General features: G+C 56.1%; 16 protein-coding genes. All 16 read left to right on the top strand.

Features of this window, described 5'->3' with window-relative positions:
* The first annotated feature begins 131 nt into the window (after positions 1–131).
* The 16 genes from putP (at position 132) to AAF463_RS11755 (ending at position 21,130) form a co-directional block, all read left to right on the top strand.
* Complete coding sequence (gene putP, locus AAF463_RS11830) at positions 132–1,616, top strand: sodium/proline symporter PutP (RefSeq protein ID WP_110866398.1); 1,485 nt, start codon at positions 132–134, stop codon at positions 1,614–1,616.
* Between the two features lie 208 nt (positions 1,617–1,824).
* The gene (gene efeU, locus AAF463_RS11825) at positions 1,825–2,658 is read left to right on the top strand and encodes an iron uptake transporter permease EfeU (protein ID WP_350260831.1); all 834 of its coding nucleotides are present in this window, start codon (positions 1,825–1,827) and stop codon (positions 2,656–2,658) included.
* Positions 2,659–2,712: 54 nt separating this feature from the next.
* Positions 2,713–3,828, top strand: coding sequence for an iron uptake system protein EfeO (gene efeO / locus AAF463_RS11820; RefSeq protein WP_350260830.1), 1,116 nt, complete (start codon positions 2,713–2,715; stop codon positions 3,826–3,828).
* A 2-nt stretch (positions 3,829–3,830) separates the two neighbouring features.
* Positions 3,831–5,108, top strand: coding sequence for an iron uptake transporter deferrochelatase/peroxidase subunit (efeB, locus tag AAF463_RS11815; RefSeq protein WP_350260829.1), 1,278 nt, complete (start codon positions 3,831–3,833; stop codon positions 5,106–5,108).
* A 297-nt stretch (positions 5,109–5,405) separates the two neighbouring features.
* Positions 5,406–5,609, top strand: coding sequence for a hypothetical protein (locus AAF463_RS11810; RefSeq protein ID WP_350260828.1), 204 nt, complete (start codon positions 5,406–5,408; stop codon positions 5,607–5,609).
* A gap of 72 nt (positions 5,610–5,681) precedes the next feature.
* Positions 5,682–6,470 carry a phosphate starvation-inducible protein PhoH gene (gene phoH, locus AAF463_RS11805; RefSeq protein ID WP_101764056.1) on the top strand — a complete coding sequence of 263 codons (789 nt, stop codon included), beginning with the start codon at positions 5,682–5,684 and terminating at the stop codon, positions 6,468–6,470.
* Between the two features lie 369 nt (positions 6,471–6,839).
* Entirely contained in the window at positions 6,840–7,337 is a 498-nt protein-coding gene (tssB, locus tag AAF463_RS11800) for a type VI secretion system contractile sheath small subunit (RefSeq protein ID WP_101764057.1), read from the top strand.
* Between the two features lie 29 nt (positions 7,338–7,366).
* Positions 7,367–8,914: a type VI secretion system contractile sheath large subunit gene (gene tssC, locus AAF463_RS11795; RefSeq protein ID WP_192233562.1), complete on the top strand. Its 1,548-nt coding sequence runs from the start codon at positions 7,367–7,369 to the stop codon at positions 8,912–8,914.
* Between the two features lie 14 nt (positions 8,915–8,928).
* Positions 8,929–10,269 carry a type VI secretion system baseplate subunit TssK gene (gene tssK, locus AAF463_RS11790; RefSeq protein ID WP_350260827.1) on the top strand — a complete coding sequence of 447 codons (1,341 nt, stop codon included), beginning with the start codon at positions 8,929–8,931 and terminating at the stop codon, positions 10,267–10,269.
* Complete coding sequence (tssL, locus tag AAF463_RS11785) at positions 10,266–10,940, top strand: type VI secretion system protein TssL, short form (RefSeq protein ID WP_350260826.1); 675 nt, start codon at positions 10,266–10,268, stop codon at positions 10,938–10,940. Before tssK ends, tssL begins: the two co-directional genes overlap by 4 nt.
* Positions 10,937–12,628, top strand: a complete 1,692-nt coding sequence (locus AAF463_RS11780) for an OmpA family protein (protein WP_350260825.1) — start codon at positions 10,937–10,939, stop codon at positions 12,626–12,628. The genes tssL and AAF463_RS11780 overlap by 4 nt, the downstream gene beginning before the upstream one ends.
* 4 nt (positions 12,629–12,632) lie before the next feature.
* Positions 12,633–13,124, top strand: coding sequence for a type VI secretion system effector Hcp (gene hcp, locus AAF463_RS11775; RefSeq protein ID WP_064741351.1), 492 nt, complete (start codon positions 12,633–12,635; stop codon positions 13,122–13,124).
* A 284-nt stretch (positions 13,125–13,408) separates the two neighbouring features.
* Positions 13,409–16,012: a type VI secretion system ATPase TssH gene (gene tssH / locus AAF463_RS11770; RefSeq protein WP_350260824.1), complete on the top strand. Its 2,604-nt coding sequence runs from the start codon at positions 13,409–13,411 to the stop codon at positions 16,010–16,012.
* A gap of 43 nt (positions 16,013–16,055) precedes the next feature.
* Positions 16,056–18,410 (top strand): type VI secretion system tip protein VgrG, encoded by a 2,355-nt coding sequence (vgrG, locus tag AAF463_RS11765; protein ID WP_350260823.1) that lies wholly within the window; start codon positions 16,056–16,058, stop codon positions 18,408–18,410.
* Between the two features lie 14 nt (positions 18,411–18,424).
* Entirely contained in the window at positions 18,425–20,641 is a 2,217-nt protein-coding gene (locus AAF463_RS11760) for a hydroxyethylthiazole kinase (protein WP_350260822.1), read from the top strand.
* Positions 20,642–21,130: a hypothetical protein gene (locus tag AAF463_RS11755; RefSeq protein WP_350260821.1), complete on the top strand. Its 489-nt coding sequence runs from the start codon at positions 20,642–20,644 to the stop codon at positions 21,128–21,130.
* The last annotated feature ends 28 nt before the right edge of the window (positions 21,131–21,158 follow it).

Here is a 21,158-nt window from a genome sequence, read left to right as displayed (position 1 = left end):
TTGCGGCAGGATACCGCGCCTTAAGAGAAATCGCTTTCTCTGGATGCGGTGAAACCAGGCTGCTGTCCCGTTCCGACAGCGCTGATCAAAAAGATTTCTCTTGATGGATCAAATAATAAGTGGAGAGACTCATGAGTGTAAGTACACCGATGTTGGTGACCTTTGTAGTGTATATCCTTGGGATGGTGCTGATAGGTTTCATCGCCTGGCGATCAACCAAAAGCTTCGATGACTATATTCTCGGCGGGCGCAGTTTAGGGAGCGTCGTGACCGCGCTCTCTGCGGGCGCTTCCGATATGAGCGGCTGGTTATTGATGGGCCTGCCGGGCGCCATTTTCCTGTCCGGGATCTCCGAAAGTTGGATCGCCATCGGCCTGATCATCGGTGCCTGGCTGAACTGGCGCATTGTGGCGGGCCGTCTGCGTGTGCAGACCGAGCATCACGATAATGCCTTAACCCTGCCAGACTTCTTCTCCAGCCGTTTCGAAGATAACAGCAAACTGCTGCGCGTTATCTCGGCGGTGGTGATTCTGATCTTCTTCACTATCTATTGTGCGTCTGGCGTGGTTGCCGGTGCGCGTCTGTTTGAAAGTACCTTTGGTATGGATTACCAGACCGCGCTGTGGGCAGGTGCCGCTGCCACCATTCTCTACACGCTGGTGGGCGGTTTCCTCGCGGTGAGCTGGACCGATACCGTGCAGGCCAGTCTGATGATTTTTGCGCTGATTCTGACGCCAGTTATCGTGATTGTCGCCGTCGGCGGCCTGGATGATTCACTGGCGGTGATCAGGGCGAAGAGCCTCGAAAACCTCGATATGCTGAAAGGGCTGAACTTTGTCGCGGTGATTTCGCTGCTCGGTTGGGGACTTGGCTACTTTGGGCAGCCGCATATTCTGGCGCGCTTTATGGCGGCCGATTCGCATCACACCATCCGCAGCGCGCGTCGTATCGGTATGATCTGGATGATCCTGTGCCTGGGTGGCGCGGTGGCGGTGGGATTCTTTGGTATCGCCTACTTCGAGAACCATCCCGATCAGGCGGCGGGCGTAAGCCAGAACGGCGAGCGTATCTTTATCGAACTGGCGCGGATTCTGTTCAATCCGTGGATTGCCGGTATCTTGCTCTCAGCGATTCTCGCCGCGGTGATGTCGACCTTAAGCTGCCAGCTGCTGGTGTGCTCCAGCGCCCTGACCGAGGATCTCTATAAAGGCTTCCTGCGTAAAAACGCCAGCCAGAAAGAGCTGGTGTGGGTAGGGCGCTTAATGGTGCTGGTGATTGCCTTGATTGCTATCGCGTTGGCTGCCAACCCGGAAAACCGCGTGTTAGGTCTGGTGAGCTATGCGTGGGCTGGCTTCGGTGCCGCCTTTGGTCCGGTGGTGCTGTTCGGCGTGTGCTGGAAACGCATGACGCGCAACGGCGCGTTGGCCGGTATGGTGATTGGCGCGCTAACCGTACTGCTGTGGAAAGATTATGGCTACGCCGAGCTGTATGAAATCATCCCAGGCTTCGCGTTCGCCAGTATCGCGATTGTGGTATTTAGCTTGCTGGGTCGCGGCCCATCAGAAGCGGCACAGCAGCGCTTTGCTGCCGCCGAAGCCCAATACCACAGCAAGTAACCTCTATCGCCATTGATGGCGACGTGTTTGATGAACCCCCGGGTGCGCAGGAGTGCGCACCCTCTAAAACCCGCTCCCCCATCCGCAAAACAAAATTAATTTCCTGCAGTGACTTGTATTTCTCTCTTCAGTAATGATAATCACTATCGTTCGCACTTTACGTTTTTTTACCTAAGGTTTACCCTTCTTAAAATTCAAGAGGTTGGTGATGTTCGTTCCCTTTCTCATTATGCTGCGCGAAGGTCTGGAAGCAGCGCTCATCGTCAGCCTAATTGCCAGCTATCTCAAACGCATCCAGCGCACCCAATGGTTTCCCGCCATCTGGGCCGGCGTATTTATCGCTGCCGCGCTCTGCTTAGCGTTGGGCATCTTTATTAATGAAACTACCGGTGAGTTTCCTCAGAAACAGCAGGAGCTGTTCGAAGGCATTGTCGCGGTGATTGCCGTGGTGATCCTGACGTCGATGGTGTTCTGGATGCGCAAAGTTTCGCGCAATATCAAAGCCACGCTGGAAAAATCGGTCGATCAGGCGTTGCAGAAGCAGGGCAGCAGCGGCTTCCCGCTGGTGCTGATGGTGTTTCTGGCGGTAGCGCGTGAAGGGCTGGAGTCGGTGTTCTTCCTGCTGGCCGCGTTCACGCAAGATGTGGGTTATGCGCCGCCGCTCGGCGCGGTGCTCGGCCTTGCAACCGCCGTGGCGCTGGGCTTTTTGCTCTATTACGGCGGCATCCGCCTGAACCTGGCGCACTTTTTCCGCTGGACCAGTTTGTTCATTCTGTTTGTCGCAGCGGGTTTGTCCGCCGGCGCCATTCGCGCCTTCCATGAGGCCGGTTTGTGGAATCACTTCCAGGATGTGGCGTTTGATATGAGCAATACACTCTCAACGCACTCGGTGTTCGGCACGCTTTTGGAAGGGATTTTAGGTTACCAGGAAACGCCAAGCGTCAGCGAAGTGGCGGTGTGGCTTGCCTATCTCATCCCGGCGCTGCTGCTGTTTTTCTTCCCGGCCCGGCCTGCAGTCAACGCGGCACGTACCACACGCTGAAATTTAATCAGGCGCGATTGCGCGCCTGTTCTTCCATGTAACAGGGATATCACTATGACGATTCGCTTCCGCCGCAAGGCGCTGTTGGTTGCTATGCTGGCGCTTTCCGGTGCGGCTACTGCTGCCGTCCCGCAAGTCACGGTCACCGTGACGGACAAACAATGTGAGCCGATGTCGCTCAACGTGCAGGCCGGTAAAACCCAGTTCATCATCAAAAACAACAGCCAGAAAGCGCTGGAGTGGGAGATCCTGAAAGGAGTGATGGTGGTGGAAGAGCGTGAAAACATCGCGCCTGGCTTCAGCCAGAAACTCACCGCCAATCTGGAGGCGGGCGAATATGACATGACCTGCGGCCTGCTCAGCAACCCGAAAGGCAAGCTGGTGGTGAGCGGCGATGCGAAGCAAGCGGCAAACGGTAAACCGGATGTGCTGGAGCTGGTTGGCCCGATCGCCGACTACAAAGTCTACGTGATGAATGAAGTGAAAGAGCTGGTAGCGGGCACCAAAGCGTTTACCGATGCGGTGAAAGCCGGCGACATCGAGAAAGCCAAAGCGCTGTTCGCACCCACGCGCGTGCATTATGAGCGTATTGAACCTATTGCGGAGCTGTTCTCCGATCTGGATGGCAGCATTGATGCGCGTGAAGATGACTTCGAGAAGAAAAATGAAGATCCGAAATTCACCGGTTTCCACCGCCTGGAAAAAATCCTGTTCGCCGATAACACCACCAAAGGTGCCGAAGAGTTCGCCAGCAAGCTAAATCAGGATGTGCTCGATCTGCAAACCCGCATCAGCGAACTGGCGCTCCCACCGGCGAAGGTGGTTGGCGGCGCAGCCGGTCTGATTGAAGAAGTGGCCTCCAGCAAGATCTCTGGTGAAGAGGATCGTTACAGCCGTACCGATCTCTCCGACTTCCAGGCCAACATCGATGGCGCGCAGAAAATCGTTGATCTGCTGCGTCCGCTTCTGCAGAAAAACAACCCGCAGCTGCTGGCGAAAGTGGATGCTAACTTCAGGAAAGTCGACGGCATTCTCAGCAAATATCGCACCAAAGATGGCTTTGAATCGTACGAAAAACTGACCACCGCTGACCGTAACGCGCTGAAAGGCCCGATTACCACGCTGGCGGAAGATCTCTCACTGCTGCGTGGAACCTTGGGTCTCGACTGATCATGAGTGATAAAAATGACGCGGCGCAGCCGTCGCGTCGTCGATTATTGCAGGGATTAGGCATGTTGGGTGGCACAGCCGCCCTCGGCGGCGGTTGTCCGTTCCATACCGCAGCCGCCGATAGCTTCTCTCCCGGCACGGTTGCACCCAACTCGCGCCAGCAGGCGCAACCTTTTTACGGCGCCCATCAGGCCGGTATCGTCACGCCGCAGCAGGCATCCATGATGCTGGTGGCGTTTGATGTGCTGGCGAGCGACAAAGCCGAGCTTGAACGTCTGTTCCGCTTGCTAACCGATCGCTTCGCTTTTCTTACGCAAGGTGGACCGGCGCCGGCGGTCACCAATCCGCAGCTGCCGCCGATGGATTCGGGGATTCTCGGTGCCGATATCGCGCCCGACAATCTCACCATGACGTTATCGGTCGGCACCTCGCTGTTTGATGAGCGCTTCGGCTTAAGCAAACACAAGCCTGCGCAGCTGCAAACCATGACGCGTTTTCCCAACGATTCGCTGGATGCGGAGCAGTGCCATGGCGACCTGCTGCTCCAGATTTGCGCTAACACCCAGGATACGGTGATCCACGCGCTGCGCGACATCATTAAACGCACACCCGATCTGCTGGCGGTGCGCTGGCGTCGCGACGGTTTTATTGCCGACCACGCGGCGCGCAGCAACGGCAAAGAAACGCCGATCAACCTGCTGGGCTTCAAAGATGGTACCGCCAATCCCGATACGCATAATCCGGCATTGATGGATCAACTCTTGTGGGTCACGCACGAACAGCAGGAACCGGCGTGGACGCACGGCGGCAGCTATCAGGCGGTGCGTATCATCCGTTTTCACGTAGAAATGTGGGACCGTACGCCGCTCGGCGAGCAGCAAACCATCTTTGGTCGTGAGAAGTTATCAGGCGCGCCGCTGGGTATGAAAAACGAGCATGACGTACCGGATTACAGCCAAGATCCCGATGGCGATTTGATTGCGCTGGATGCGCATATTCGTCTTGCTAATCCACGCACGCCGGAAACCGACAGCAGCTTGATGCTGCGGCGAGGTTACAGCTATTCCAGCGGTATAACCGGCTCAGGTCAGCTGGATATGGGTTTATTGTTTGTTTGCTACCAGCATGATTTAACCAGGGGATTTATTACCGTGCAGCAGCGTCTCAATGGCGAAGCGCTGGAAGAATATATTCGCCCGATTGGCGGCGGATACTTTTTCGCGCTGCCGGGCGTGGCGGATAAAAACCATTATCTCGGGCAACCTTTATTGCAGGCCTGATTAATAAATGTGCAGCGCCTGCGATGGTCACCGCTTCGCAGGCGCATTTGTTAAGTATTCCTTAAACTTTCCGCTGGAAGTAATCACTTCCGAATGTTCTTAAAAAGTTATGTTACCCGTTAATAAATCATCTATATGATAAATATGACAAATTTAATTTAAGGTAAAAGACCTTAGGCTTCGCTTATCTTTTTTTCTTTACTGCTACGTAAAAATAATGTTGCAAACCACCGCAAATATGATGCACTTTATTCATAAGCGTTGTCAGTTGTGTGGCTAAGCCACTGGAGTTCGCGCATGATTCGTCTCTCTTTGGGACAGTTAAATAGTTTCACCACACGCAGTCCACTGCGGGGGATTTCTTCCCTCCAACGTAACCTCGCTACTTTTCAAACATCGTTCTTGTTCAATCTCATTTTCTTTACCGGTGCGCACCTGCGTCTCGGCGCTGATGCACACCATTCTCACTGGCTCGACACGGCTTACAAGGAAGCCAACTAAACCTCTAAAGCGTTCAAGTCATCGCCGCGGGTGATCCGCCGCGATAAATGAAACCAACTGTAAGGTGCCACTATGGGAAGACAGAAAGCAGTGATCAAAGCACGTCGTGAAGCAAGACGCGTTATTCGTAGCGACTCTCGCAGTCACCGTCAGCGTGAAGAAGAATCGGTCACTTCGCTGGTGCAAATGGGTGGGTTGGATTCGATTGGTATGGCACGTGATGCACGTGACCGCGGGCCGATTGAAGCCAGAAATGAAGCTCAGGCACACTATCTCCATGCCATAGAAACGAAACAGCTTATTTTCGCCACCGGTGAAGCCGGCTGCGGAAAAACCTGGATTAGCGCAGCCAAAGCGGCTGAGGCCCTGATCAATAAGGATATCGAAAGGATTATCGTAACGCGCCCGGTGCTGCAGGCGGATGAAGATCTCGGTTTCCTTCCCGGAGATATTTCCGAGAAATTCGCGCCTTATTTCCGACCGGTCTATGACGTTCTGGTTAAACGTCTCGGCGCTTCCTTTATGCAATACTGCCTGCGGCCCGAAATTGCCAAGGTAGAGATCGCGCCCTTCGCCTACATGCGTGGACGTACCTTTGAAAATGCGGTGGTGATCCTTGATGAGGCACAAAACGTCACCGCCGCACAGATGAAGATGTTCCTGACTCGCCTGGGGGAAAACGTGACGGTTATCGTCAACGGCGATATTACCCAGTGCGACCTGCCATCCCACGCCAGGTCAGGCCTTGCCGATGCGTTAGCGCGCTTCGAAGAGGATGAGATGATCGGCGTGGTGCGTTTCGGCAAAGAGGATTGCGTCCGTTCAGCGCTGTGCCAACGCACGCTGCACGCTTACAGTTAACCGTTTGATTGAGAACGTAGCTTAAGTAAAACCCGGCGCGCGCCGGGTTTTTTTATTGTGTCCCCCCTCGGCTCGACACCATCCCCCTGCGGTAACAATTAGCGCCATTGTATTATTGATACCTGTAAAAGTATTTTTGGTGATAAATGGCACTCCCGGTCAAAAATAATTTTAAGAACAATCCTAGTCACTTTATCAGGGTTCATCAGGGGCTTAACTCAAATCATAAGAAATTTCCTATATAAATCAGACCGCAAAGATCATCTCGCTTTATTGCCTTCCTAAAATTCCAGCTATATATTCGCGCGGTAACACACAGGGAAAGTGTGCCTACGCGTGCTTTCCGCGCCATTTTTACAAGGAGTAAACATGAGCAACTCTTACCAGAACGAAATCCCTAAAGCCCGTATCAACCTCAAGCTAGACCTGCACACCGGTGGAGCGGCGAAGAAAACCGAGCTCCCTCTCAAGCTGCTGGTGACCGGCGATTTCAGTAACGGCGCGGAAGACCGCCCGCTGTCTGAACGCGAAAAAATCAACGTCAACAAAAACAACTTCAACAGCGTGCTGGCCGATATCGCGCCAGCGGTGTCATTTGCCGTGCCGAACACCCTGGCCGGTGACGGCAGCGAAGAGAACGTTCAGCTTAACTTCCGCGACATGAAGGACTTCGAACCGGAGCAGGTTGCCCGCCAAATTCCCCAGCTGCGCGCCATGCTGGCGATGCGCAATCTGCTGCGCGACCTCAAATCCAACCTGCTGGATAACGTCACCTTCCGCAAAGAGCTGGAAGCCATCCTGAAAGATCCGGCACTCAGCGACGAACTGCGCAGCGAACTGTCTGCGTTAGCCACCGATCAAGCCTGATCATCCCCGTAACGGACTATTGAGAGAGAATGCTGATGTCAGTTCAGAATGAAACCCATGCCAATGGTGCAACCACCGTGCTGGACCGCCCGGCTGCGGGCGGCGTCTACGCGTCGCTGTTTGAAAAAATCAACCTCAATCCGGTGTCAGAGCTGAGTGATCTCAACGTCTGGCAGGACAATCAGGCGATGTCTGATGCCACCGCCGACGAGCGCGTGACAGCCGCGATGCAGGTATTCCTGACGCGCCTGAAAATCAGTGGTGCGAAAGTGGAGAAGCTGGATAAAAACCTGCTGGATCACCATATCGCCGAGCTGGACCGCCAGATCAGCCGCCAGCTCGATGCGGTGATGCACCACGACGAATTCCAGAAAGTGGAGTCGGCGTGGCGCGGCCTGAAGTCGCTGGTGGATAAAACTGACTTCCGCCAGAACGTGAAAATTGAAGTGCTCGACGTATCGAAAGACGATCTGCGTCAGGATTTCGAAGATGCGCCAGAAATCATCCAGAGCGGCCTCTATCTGCAAACCTACGTCGCCGAATACGACACGCCGGGCGGCGAGCCGATTGGCGCGGTGATTTCTGCCTATGAGTTTGATGCCTCGGCGCAGGATGTGGCGCTGCTGCGCAACCTGTCGAAAGTCGCGGCGTCAGCACACATGCCGTTTATCGGTTCGGTCGGCCCGCAGTTTTTCCTCAAAGAGTCGATGGAAGAAGTGGCTGCCATCAAAGATATCGGCAACTACTTTGACCGTGCCGAATACATCAAGTGGAAGTCGTTCCGTGACACCGACGACTCGCGCTACATCGGCCTAACCATGCCACGCGTGCTCGGTCGTCTGCCGTACGGCCCGGACACCGTGCCGGTGCGCAGCTTCAACTACATCGAAGAAGTAAAAGGCCCGGACCACGACAAATACCTGTGGACCAATGCCTCTTTCGCCTTCGCCGCCAACATGGTGCAGAGCTTCATCAGCAACGGCTGGTGCGTGCAAATCCGTGGCCCGCAGGCCGGCGGCGCGGTGCAGGATCTGCCGATCCATCTCTACGATTTGGGCACCGGCAACCAGGTGAAAATCCCGTCCGAAGTGATGATCCCGGAAACCCGCGAATTCGAGTTCGCCAACCTCGGCTTTATCCCGCTTTCGTACTACAAGAACCGCGATTACGCCTGCTTCTTCTCGGCCAACTCGACGCAGAAACCGGCGATCTACGACACCGCTGATGCCACCGCCAACAGCCGCATCAACGCGCGTCTGCCGTACATCTTCCTGCTGTCGCGCATCGCGCACTACCTGAAGCTTATTCAGCGCGAAAACATCGGTACCACCAAAGACCGCCGCCTGCTGGAGCTGGAGCTCAACACCTGGGTGCGCACGCTGGTGACCGAGATGACCGATCCGGGCGACGAGCTGCAGTCTTCACATCCGCTGCGCGATGCGAAAGTGCTGGTGGAAGATATCGAGGACAACCCGGGCTTCTTCCGCGTTAAGCTGTTCGCCATCCCGCACTTCCAGGTGGAAGGCATGGACGTGAACCTGTCGCTGGTGTCGCAGATGCCGAAAGCTAAAGCGTAAGGCGGAACTCAGGGATGAAAACAGAACAACCACTCTGGGGCCGGGGTACCATGATCTCGCCCCAGCACTTTCAGCAGCAGTCCGCCTGGCAGGCGTGGCACAGCGAGTGCATCGCGCGCATGGGGCTTAATCAGCCGTGGGGCGTATTTCAGGTTGAGTTTGAGCCGGATGCGCTGAAGCTTGGGCGGCTTAAGCCGCGTCATCTGCACCTGCGTTTTCGTGATGGCACGCTGATCGATACCCACAACGCCGATCCGCTGCCACCGACGTTGACGCTTGAGGCGGAGCATAAGGAAGTGACGGTTGTTCTGGCGCTGCCGCAGCTGTACGCCAACGGCGGCAACTGCCTGCAGGAAAGCGACGTGGCGGAGCGTCCGGTGCGATTCCGCCAGCGCTGGCGCGATATCCGCAACCTGTTCGGGGACGATACCCGGCAGGTTGCGGTATTGCAGCCTGAACTGACTCTACGTTATGCACATCAGGACAACAGCGACTGGCTGACCTGTCCGGTGGCGCGTCTGCAGCAGGATGCGCAGGGCGGCTGGGCGCTGGACAGCCAGTTCCTGCCGCCACTCCTGACTCTGCAATCCAGCCCGTGGCTGATGACGGCACTTGAACAACTGGTGACGCAGCTGCGTGCACGGCTGGTGCGTCTGATGGCGATGCGCCGCGAAAGCAACCAGCGCATGGCCGATTTTGCCGTTGCCGACGTATCGCTGTTCTGGCTGCTCAACGCGCTAAACAGCGCCGAGCCACTGCTGGCCGATTTTCAGCGTCATCCGCAAAGCCCGCCGGAACGGCTTTATCCCGAACTGGCGCGCTTGGCGGGTAGTCTACTGACGTTCTCGCTGGAACATCAGGTGAGCGCCATTCCGGTGTATCGCCATGAAAATTTGAATGAAGTGTTCCCTCCGCTGTTCAGCCTGCTCGGCACGCTGCTGGAAGCCAGCCTGCCGTCGCGCATGGTGGTAATCGACATGACGCACGACAGCCGTCTGCGTCAGTGGCAGGCGCGCCTCAACGATCCACGCCTGCGCGAGGAAGCCGATTTCTACCTGTCGGTGCGCTCGCCGCTGCCGGTGGCGCAGCTGCAGGAGCAGTTCCCGCGCCAGTGCAAAGTCGGCAGTCCGGATGACGTGACTGCGCTGGTGAACAGCTCGCAGCTCGGCATTCCGCTCAAGCCACTTAGCCACGTTCCTGCGGCGATCCCGTTGCGACTGGAGAACCAGTATTTCTCGCTGGATCTGTCCCATCCGGCGGCACGAGCGATGCTCGAGAGCGGCAGCTGCGTGTTTTACGTCCCCGGCACGCTGGGTGACCCGGAACTGGAACTGTTTGCGGTGCTGAGATCATGAGTGCTGAAGCAAAAACTATCGATATTGATGCGCTGCTGCAGAACACCTGGCTGCAGGTGATCAGCCTGCGCCACGGCCCGCAGTTTGCCGAAGGCGAAGGGCTGGCGCTGTGGCAGCGCTGCGTGAATGACGCCGAACGCGTGCAGCTTACGCTGCGCGAGGCGGGCGTCAGCCGCGAAAGCTGTCACGACGTGCTGCTGGCGCAGTGCGCGCTGCTGGATGAGGCGGTGAAAGGGCGCGGCGTGCAAGATGATGCCTGCGTGCAGTGGTATCACATGCCGCTGCAGGGCCATTTTTTACAGACCATGGATGCGGGCGAAACCCTGTGCGACCGCATGCAGCAGGTGCTGGCGCAGCCGGAAGCCGATGAAATGGTGCTGACCTGTTTTCACCGCGTGATGATGCTGGGCTTTCTCGGCGGATATACCTCCATTGATGCACCCGCGCGCCAGCAATTGGTGAGCGCGCTGACTAAGCGCGTACCACCTTTCACGCGTGCGGCGGATGCGCCGTTGTTATCGCTGGCAAGCGGTGGGTTGCGCACGGGCTGGTTAAGCAGCTGGCCTGCACGTATTGGCCTGACCGCGCTTCTGCTGGCCGCGCTGTGGTGGGGACTGAATTACTGGCTCGATCACCTCATCACGACGCTGCTGCCCGGAGTCAAAGGATGACGACGTTGCTTCCACGCTTGCTGGTGCTCTGGATCTGGCTGCTTGTGGCGGTGCTGTGCACGCAGTTTCTGACCTTTACACGCAGCAGCGATTCAATCGTGCTGCTGGCGATACTGCTGCTGGCTGGCACGATAACGATCAGAGTGCTGCGCCGCCGCAAGCATGTGACGATTCAGGAATGGACTGATTTGCCCGATGCAGCGTATCGGCAGCCGGTGGTGCTTTGCTGCAATGCAAGTGGCCTGTCGGACCAAGAAGCGGTACACGTGCTGCCGCACGGCTGCTTTATTCACGTTGCGGATAGCAGCGAACTCCAGCACAGCCTGCGCCAGCTGTTGCTGATGCGTCCAGACTGGGGCCGCCAGATTTCCGTCTGCCTCAGCATTAGTCCGCAGCAACAGCAGGATGCAGCGGTGCTGGAAAACGAGCTGTTTGCTCTGCGCTGGCAAATTGCGTTACTGCGCCGTGAAACCCGTCAGTCGCTGCCGTTGCTGCTTAACATCAGCGTTGCCGGTGAGATGACGCAGTGCGCTGCACCGCTTTGGCAGGTTCAGCTGGCGGGCAATCCTGCGCAAATCTGGCTGGATGACAACTCGCCGCGTGGCACCAGCGAATGGCTGCAGTCGGGTGGCAGCGTGGCGATGCAGCAGCAGGTCCTGCTCAACTCGCTGGATGCATGGGCGCGTCAACATGTGCTGCGCGTGCTGACGGAGGCGCACAGTGATGTCGCCGCCGTGATACCCGCCGCCTATGTATTGCAGCTGCAACCCGCTACGCCGGGCGCCTGCAATGACTCTCTGTGGTGCGCCTGGCTGAGGCAGCACACCACTATCCGCAGTGCCGGTACCGCAGCGAACATAGCCGTCATCCTGCCTGACTTTATCCTTCCGCTGCTTCCAGAAGGCCGTGGCCTGACGCCGCGCATCCGCGCATTGCGCACGGCGATCACGGCCTTCGCCGTTGCCGCAGTCATCGCACTCTGTGCGGTGGCCTGGAACAACCAGTCGCTAATCCATCGCATCGTATTCGACCTCGAACACTACAACCGCATTGCTATGACCGACTACGCGCCGAAGCTCGCTGCTGTGCAGGTGCTGCGCGAGGACGCGAGTCAGCTCGACAACTATGCGCGTCAGGGCGCGCCGCTGCGCCTGAGTCTGGGGCTCTATCAGGGCGGGCATCTGCATCTGCCGGTGCTGCACGCCATTAGTACCTGGATACCGGAACCTAAGCCAAAACCTGCGCCAAAGCCGAAACCACAACCCACGCTGGTACGGCTGGACGCGATGTCGCTGTTCGATTCCGGCAAATCCGAGCTGAAAACCGGCTCAACCAAAGTGCTGGTCAACGCGCTGGTCGGCATCAAGGCGAAGCCGGGCTGGCTGATTGTGGTCGCGGGTTATACCGACGATACCGGCAATCCGGCGCTGAACCAGCGTCTGTCGCTGAAGCGGGCGGAATCCGTGCGCGACTGGATGCGCGACACCGGCGACGTGGATGAGAGCTGCTTTGCGGTGCAGGGCTTCGGCCAGAGCCGTCCGATGGCGAGCAACGACACCGCCGAAGGTCGCGCGGCCAACCGGCGCGTTGAAATCAGTCTGGTGCCGCAGGCCGACGCCTGCCAGGCAGCGGACGCAATCCCTCCGTCATCACAGGATGGTGACGGCAATCATGAAGAAAAGGAGTAACAACATGGCAATTCCGGTTTATCTGTGGCTGAAGGACGACGGCGGTGCGGACATCAAGGGCTCGGTGGACGTGCAGGACCGTGAAGGCAGCATCGAAGTGGTGGCACAGCAACACAACCTGTACATCCCGACCGACAACAACACCGGCAAGCTGACCGGCACGCGCATTCACACGCCGTTCCTGTTCACCAAGGAAATCGACTCGTCCAGCCCGTACCTCTACAAAGCGGTTACCACCGGCCAGACGCTGAAGTCTGCCGAGTTCAAGTGGTATCGCATCAGCGACGCCGGCCAGGAAGTGGAGTACTTCAACACCAAGCTGGAAAACGTGAAGGTGGTGAAGGTCAATCCGGTGATGCACGACGTTAAGGACCCGTCGAAAGAGAAACACAACCATCTGGAGCAGATTGAGCTGCGCTACGAAAAAATCACCTGGACCTACAAAGACGGCAACATTATTCATTCCGATTCGTGGAACGAACGCGCCACCGCCTGATTACGCGTCATATTTCGCGCCGCTGCTGCGTTGGCTGCGCGCGTTCGCCCCGGTCACATAGTTACCTATGCTCCCGGGGACTCGCGCACTTGCCGCCTTGCCGCGACACGAACTATTTAGCGTAATCGCCCCTCCGCTGGGCTGTTTTTGCAGCCCGGCAGATGATTTATGAATTCATCCATAGCGGGTGAAATCACAAGTCATTTCCCATCTTTCCTGCTGCCTTATGCGCTTCGGTTTACGGCGACGGGCGGTAGCGTGCCACCAGTCAGGAGAATTTTGCTATGGACAGTCAGTCAGCCGCGCTTTTGCGTCGCCTCAACCCGTTCTGCGCGCAGGCGCTGGAAGCCGCTGCGTCGCTATGCCAGACCCGCGCCCACGCTGAAATCCAGCCGGAGCACTGGTTGCTCAAGTTGCTCGAGCAGGGCGAGGGCGACATCACGGTGATTGCCCGCCGCTATGAATGGGACATGGATGTCATCTGGCAGGATTTGCTGGCGTTTCTCGACCGCCAGCCACGCGCGGTGCGAGGGCGTCCGCAGCTTTCTTCTTCGCTGGAAGCGCTGCTGAAGCAGGCGTGGCTAATGGCCTCCGCATCTGATAATTCCCCGCAAATTCGCAGCATCCATCTGCTGATGGCGCTGTCCGAGCAACCAAAACTTGCACAGTGCGAAGGTCTGTGGCCGCTGCTGAGCCTGCGCATGAGCCAGTTGGAGCGTTTACAGCCGATGCTGGAAGCGCAGTCCGACGAGCGTGCCGAAGCGGAGCAGCCGGAGATGCCGGTCAGCACTATCGAACAACCTGCCACCGCAGGTGAGACCAAAGCCGCATCCACCGAAGCCCTGACCCGCTTCACCCGCGACGTCACCGCTGACGCGCGTAGTGGCAAAATTGACCCGGTATTTGGCCGCGATAACGAAATCCGCCAGATGGTGGATATCCTGTCGCGCCGCCGCAAGAACAACCCGATTCTGGTAGGCGAGCCGGGCGTGGGCAAAACCGCGCTGGTGGAAGGGCTGGCGCTGCGCATTGCCGAAGGCAACGTGCCGGACAGCCTGAAGCCGGTGAGCGTGCATACGCTGGACCTCGGCATGCTGCAGGCGGGGGCGGGCGTGAAGGGTGAATTCGAGCAGCGCCTGAAGAACATCATCACCGAGGTGCAGGCCGCGCCGAATCCGGTGTTGCTGTTTATCGACGAGGCGCACACCATCATCGGCGCGGGCAACGCAGCGGGCGGTGCGGACGCGGCTAACCTGCTGAAACCGGCACTGGCGCGCGGTGAGCTGCGCACCATCGCGGCGACAACGTGGAGCGAATACAAACAGTACTTTGAGAAGGACGCCGCACTGGAGCGCCGCTTCCAGATGGTGAAGGTCGACGAGCCGGACGACGACACCGCGTGCCTGATGCTGCGCGGACTCAAGTCGCGCTACGCCGACCATCACGGCGTACACATCACCGACGCGGCGGTGCGCGCCGCCGTCACGCTATCGCGCCGCTACCTTACAGGCCGCCAGCTGCCTGACAAGGCGGTTGACCTGCTCGACACCGCCGCCGCGCGCGTGCGTATGAGCCAGGACACGGTACCGGAAGCCATCACCCGCCTGCGTGCGAAGCTCGATGCGCTGAACATTGAGCAGCGCGCCATCCTCGACGACGAAGCGCTCGGCGGCGCGGTCTCGCAGGAACGCCTGACTGAAATTGCCACGCAGATTGCATCCACCGATGAAGAGCTTGAGGCGCTGGAGCAGCGCTACGCTGACGTGCAGGAACGCATGCAGCAGTTGCTCGAAGGACGCAAAGACGCCAGTCAGAAACACAACATCGCGCAGCTCCAGAGCGAACTCGGCGCATTACAACCCGAAGAGCCGCTGCTGACCGCCGACGTTGACGCGCGCATCGTGGCGGGCGTGATTGCCGACTGGACCGGCGTGCCGCTGTCGTCGCTGATGAAGGACGAGCAGGCTGAACTGTTGGCGCTGGAAACCCTGCTCGCCACCCGCGTGGTCGGGCAGGACGCGGCGCTCAGCGCCATCGCGCAGCGCCTGCGCGCCTCGAAAACCGGACTCACCTCAGAAAACGGACCGCAGGGCGTGTTCCTGCTGGTTAGCACCAGCGGCACCGGCAAAACCGAAACCGCGCTGGCGCTGGCCGACTTGCTGTACGGCGGCGAGAAATCGTTAATCACCATCAACCTTAGCGAATATCAGGAAGCACACACTGTTTCCCAGCTCAAAGGCTCGCCGCCGGGCTACGTCGGCTACGGCCAGGGCGGCATCCTCACCGAAGCGGTGCGCAAGCGCCCGTACAGCGTGGTGCTACTCGACGAGGTGGAAAAGGCGCACCGCGACGTGATTAATCTGTTTTATCAGGTGTTTGACCGTGGCTTCATGCGCGACGGCGAGGGGCGCGAAATCGACTTCCGCAACACCGTGATTCTGATGACCTCGAACCTCGGCAGCGATCAGTTGATGCAGTTACTGGACGAAACGCCAGATGCCGCCGAAGCCGAACTGCAGGAGTGCCTGCGCCCGATCCTGCGCGACCACTTCCAGCCCGCGCTGCTGGCGCGCTTCCAGACGGTGATTTACCGCCCGCTGGCGCGTGAGGCGATGCGGATCATCGTGGAGGTGAAGCTCAGCCAGGTCAGCCAGCGGCTGCAACGGCATTACGGCATCCGCACCACTATCGGCGATGGTTTGTATGAAATGCTCACCGACGCCTGTCTGCTGCCGGACACCGGAGCGCGCAACGTCGACAGCCTGCTGAATCAGCAGATCCTGCCGGTGCTGAGCCAGGTGATTTTGCAGCACCGCGCCAGCGGCACCTTAAGCGACAGCCTGACGATGGATACCAATGATGAAGGTGAAGTGACCTTTACGTTCTGAATGATCGACGGTTCCTGCCTGCGGCATTTAAAAGGATTTAATCATGACAGATACGACCATTACCCTGTTCAGCCACAGCCATCACCGGCTGAAGATCACTGACAGCGCCTCACCGCTCGACGTGCTGAGCTTCGAAGGCACAGAAGCGCTGAGCGCGCCCTTCAGCTGGAAAATTATCTTCACCAGTACCGACAAGCACATCAGCCGCGAAGCGATGCTGATGAAAACCGCGTCGCTGACCCTGCAGCCATCATCGCAGAGCCTCGCCGACCTGCTGCGCAAGGCCGAACCGCTGCGCGTGGTGCAGGGCGTGGTGACTGGCTTTGATATGCTCGGCGTGTCCGCCGACGAAGCGCGCTACGCCATCACGCTGCAGCCGCGACTCGCGTTGCTTTCGCGCACCCGGCAGAACGCCATCTGGCAGGACATGTCGGTGCCGCAGATTGTCGAATCCATCCTGCGCGACCGTCACGGCATGCGCGGTCAGGACTTCGTGTTTGCCCTCAGCCGCGACTATCCGAAGCGCGAGCAGGTGATGCAGTTTGACGAAGACGACCTCCGCTTCGTCTCGCGCCTGCTGGCGGAGGTCGGCATCTGGTTCCGCTTCACCACCGACACGCGCCTCAACATCGACGTGGTGGAGTTTTACGACGGCCCGCAGGGCTACCAGACCGGCCTCACGCTGCCCGCCGTGCCGCCGTCTGGTCTGCACGACAGCGGCGTGGAGTCGGTGTGGGAGATGGAAAGCCGCTTCAGCGTGGTGGAGAAAACCGTCAGCACCCGCGACTACAACTACCGCGACGCCACCGCCGACATGAACGCGCAGGCCGACGTCACCGGCGGCGACGACACTACCTACGGCGAAGCCTATCACTGGGCGGATAACTACCTGCAGGCGGGCGAGGCCTACAGCGCCAGTCCCGCGACTGAAAGCGGCGCGTTCTACGCCCGGCTGCGCCACGAGCGCTACCTCAACGGCCAGACGCGGCTCAGCGCCAAATCCAGCAGCGCGGCGTTGATGCCTGGCGTGGTGGTGCGCGCCAGCGGCGGCGACAACGTGGCGGAGGTGTTTCGCAGCGGCGTGGTTATCACCTCGCTGCTGTGCCGCGCAGCGCGCGACAGCAGCATGGAAACCGCGTTCCACGGCATCCCGGCGGAGGGCCGCTACGGTTATCGTCCGGAACCGGCACCGCGCCCGGTAATGGCGGGCACCTTACCGGCGCGCATCACCAGCACCACCACCAACGACACCTACGGCCACATAGACCGCGACGGCCGCTATCGCGTTAACATGCTGTTTGACCGTGCGGGCTGGGAAAGCGGCCATGAAAGCCTTTGGGTGCGCCAGTCGCGCCCGTTTGCCGGCGACACCTACGGCCTGCACCTGCCGCTGCTGGCGGGCACCGAGGTGGCAATTGGCTTTGAGCACGGCAACCCGGACCGTCCGTACATCGCCGGCGTGTTGCATGATTCATCGCGCGCCGACCACGTCACCATCCGCAACTACAGGCGCAACGTGCTGCGCACGCCGTCGAACAACAAGCTGCGGCTTGACGACACGCGGGGGCAGGAGCATATCAAGCTCAGCACCGAATACGGCGGTAAAAGCCAGCTTAACCTCGGTCATCTAGTGGATGGTGAGCGTCAGGCGCGCGGCGAAGGCTTCGAGCTGCGCACCGACAGCTGGGGCGCCATCCGGGCTGGCAAAGGGCTGTTTATCAGCGCCGATGGGCAAGCGGCGGCGCAGGGTAAGCAGAAGGACATGCAGGCGGCGCTGGACAACCTGAACCAGGCGCGCGAGCAGATGGCGGAGATATCCGGCGACGCGCAAAAGGCCACGGCAAACCCGGCGGACCTGCGCGCGCAGATAGCGCTGCTGGAGCAGCAGGTACAGGACCTGAAAAAATCGGTACTGCTGCTGAGCGCACCGGACGGCATGGCGCTTACCAGCGGCGGGCATCTGCAACTTTCAGCGACGCAGAATCTGGTGGCGACGGCGGGCAAAAACGCCGACGTCAACGTAATGAAAAACTTGTTTATCGGTGTGGGCAACGCGCTGAGCGTGTTCGTGCGCAGGCTGGGCATCAGGCTGATTGCCAATCAGGGGCCGGTGCAGCTGCAGGCGCAAAACGATTTGATGGAGCTGCTGGCGCGCAGGGAAATCAGCATCATCAGCACCGAAGATGAAATCAAAATCATTGCGAAAAAGAAAATCACGCTGAACGGCGGCGGGAGTTATATCACGCTGGATGCTAATTCAATTGAGTCAGCTACGGCAGGTGATTACCGCACGCAAGCGGGCCAGTATGTCCGGCTGGAACAGGCGAGCAACCCGGAAGAATTCCCAAGCCTGGCCGTAATAAAAAAAGAGCCTTCGGGCAAATTTACTTTTTCCTGACAGGGAGTCACTAAATGATCATCAGTCCACCCATTTTAAAAGCCAAATCTGCGACAGAAACGGATGCCGCATGGATTAGTCGTGTGATGGCTTCTGACGTACACCGCGGTTTTCCTGTTAGTGCAGCCGGTTCATGGCATGGCGGAATTCATATTAAACATACCGATAACAGCAGTAGCCCAGAAAAAGTTAGGGCAATTGCAGATGGCAAGGTCGTATCTTTTCGCGCACCTGCTAATGATGAAGCAAAACGTGCTGAGCCATTGAATTTGAATGGTGCGACAGACAGTGGTTATGTGTTGCTGAAGCATGAAACGGAAATTGGCAGTGGTGAAAACGGCAAGGTGGTTTTTTACTCGTTATATATGCATTTGAAATCACTCAACGCAGCTATTAAAAGTGATGCTCTAATCTATCGTAAAGATGCATTAGGAACCGCTGGCATGGTGGATGGAGAAAATGCCTTCCACTGTCAGATATTTTGTGACGATGACAATATTGAAAAATTAACAGGAAGAAATACGCAGAAACTGGATATCACTCGTGATGGTCGAACAGATGCTGTTTATGGCGATATTCATTTTTATTTGCCTATTGGGACGAAATTTTATAATAAAGCACCTGATAACAATAGTTCTGCCATCGAAGGCCTTAATGAATTACATACCAGTACGGTTCCTTTATATGTCAGTATGACTCTGGCTAAAGGAAATTGTACCATGGTGACGAGGCAGGAGGATTCTAAAAATGAAGATAAGTATAATACAGTCGGCGAAGCGCTAGTTAATGCAGATAAAGAAAATTATGAATATAATCTTTATCAAACTGCAACATCTCGCTATAAGGATAGCCCTAGTGCAGGCTATGAGTTACTTCGGTTTGGGCGTATTATTAATACTGAAAATGAAACTCTTTCTCCTGCTGATGCACCATTGTGGATGACTGTAAATTATCCTGGGGGGAACGGTGTTGTAAACCTTGCGGCAGGTGCAGTCAAAAAATTTAGTGATGCAGATCTCCCACATTGGACAGGATGGCATCTTGTTAATGATGACAAAGATTCCTTTAGTCAGTGTAATTCAGCAACAATAAAAAAACTACAAACAGAAGACATGTATTCAATTCAAAGTAGAAAACTAATTTGCCGCTTTCCGTTTGATTGGGAAAGTAGCACGATTGATATTAGATACAATTGGCTAATGACTGGTCTACCTTGGAATCAATGCACTTCGTTTAATACAACTTCTGAACAAAATGTAGGCTCACAGGAATCGAAAGATCAGGTTCTGATGAGTCAAAAAGAATACGACAAGTTCAAAAAGCATGTTGAAGCGCTTTGTTTTAATTATGGAACCTTAGGTGTAGGGTTAATCTGGCATTTCGAACCTCGTAGTTTTATTGAGCATTTCAGAAAGTGTGGGTGGATAGATCAGACCGATCTAAGTAGGATTTATTCTTCTACATCAGAAGAGGTTAGAGAAAAATATCGAAATTCTTTAAATTTAATCTTGATGAAGTATGGCATGAACACATCAATTCGGGCGGCTCATTTCCTTGGTCAGGGGGCAGTAGAAACGCAGAGTTTGAATTTGATGGTTGAGGGAACTGTGTCCTTTTCTCGTAATCCAGAACATCCTTCATTTGCTGAGGAAACTGATGGGTATTATTCAGATCCTACAGATACATATGGCTATTTCCATAATTATGAGCGTGATGGAAACGACTTGGGTAATGTCGCAAAAAGTGATTTGAGAGATTCAAGGAATAATGCATTGACAGTAAGGATTGGAAGGGATTCACGCAATAGACCAGTGTTATCGTCCCCTGAACGAAGGCTAATTGATTCAACTTTTTCAAGTGTTGGGGATGGGATGAAGTTTCGTGGAAGAGGGTTTAAACAACTAACTGGTTTGGCGAACTATACTGGTTATTGGGTTTATAGAGGCTGGTTACGCCGCTCAGATTATGATAATAGATGGTGGTTGAATCCAACTAGATTGAGAGTGCCAGTAATCGATAATCCTCAAAATATATCCACGGTTCCATACAATTGTATTGACTCAGGAGGGCAGTTTGCAGCAAAGAAAGGAATATTAAGGAAGGCTGATGCCGGGGTAGCACAAAATAATTCACGGGAAGTTAGCATGGTAATAAATCGATGGGATGAACAGTCTTTTAATCGCCGATTTCAATCGACTCAACATGCATATAAAATTTTAGGTGATAACTGAATGAAAGTGATTTTATTTTTATCTTTGTATTTATTAGTTAGCACAACTTATGGGGGAACTGAGACGAGAAAAGTTTCTTTCGAGGAGGCCATGTTAGGTATTCCTGGTCAATGGATAAATTTTGAAAGAAAAGGCTGTCTGTTAATCGGTGAGAGGTCTGTTGACACTAATGATTATCTTAAGATATGCAAATATACATCAGACAATGACAAAGTGTATTTTTCGATGAACGATGATGGAGAATGGGAGGCCGTTACTGAAGGGGCGCCTGTTTTAGCTGATGTAAATTTTACATCAAAATTTAAGGGTATGAGTGCTATCGTTTCATGCAGGATAAGAGATGATGCCGGATATCATTCCACGCAGTGTTTTCAGGCTGAGATAGATTTACCAGAAAATATTTCATATATTTTTACTGGAATAGGGAATTCATCATTTTTTGAGCAGTATAAGAAAATATATCTTTCCTTTAATGTAATAGATAAGTGATTGGGGTCAGGATTGCAATTAGAGAGTT

It is taken from the genome of Pantoea sp. BJ2, assembly GCF_040255075.1.
Classification (GTDB): Bacteria; Pseudomonadota; Gammaproteobacteria; order Enterobacterales; family Enterobacteriaceae; genus Pantoea; species Pantoea leporis.
The sequence above is the reverse complement of the archived record's forward strand: the minus strand, read 5'-3'. Positions and strand labels throughout refer to the sequence as shown.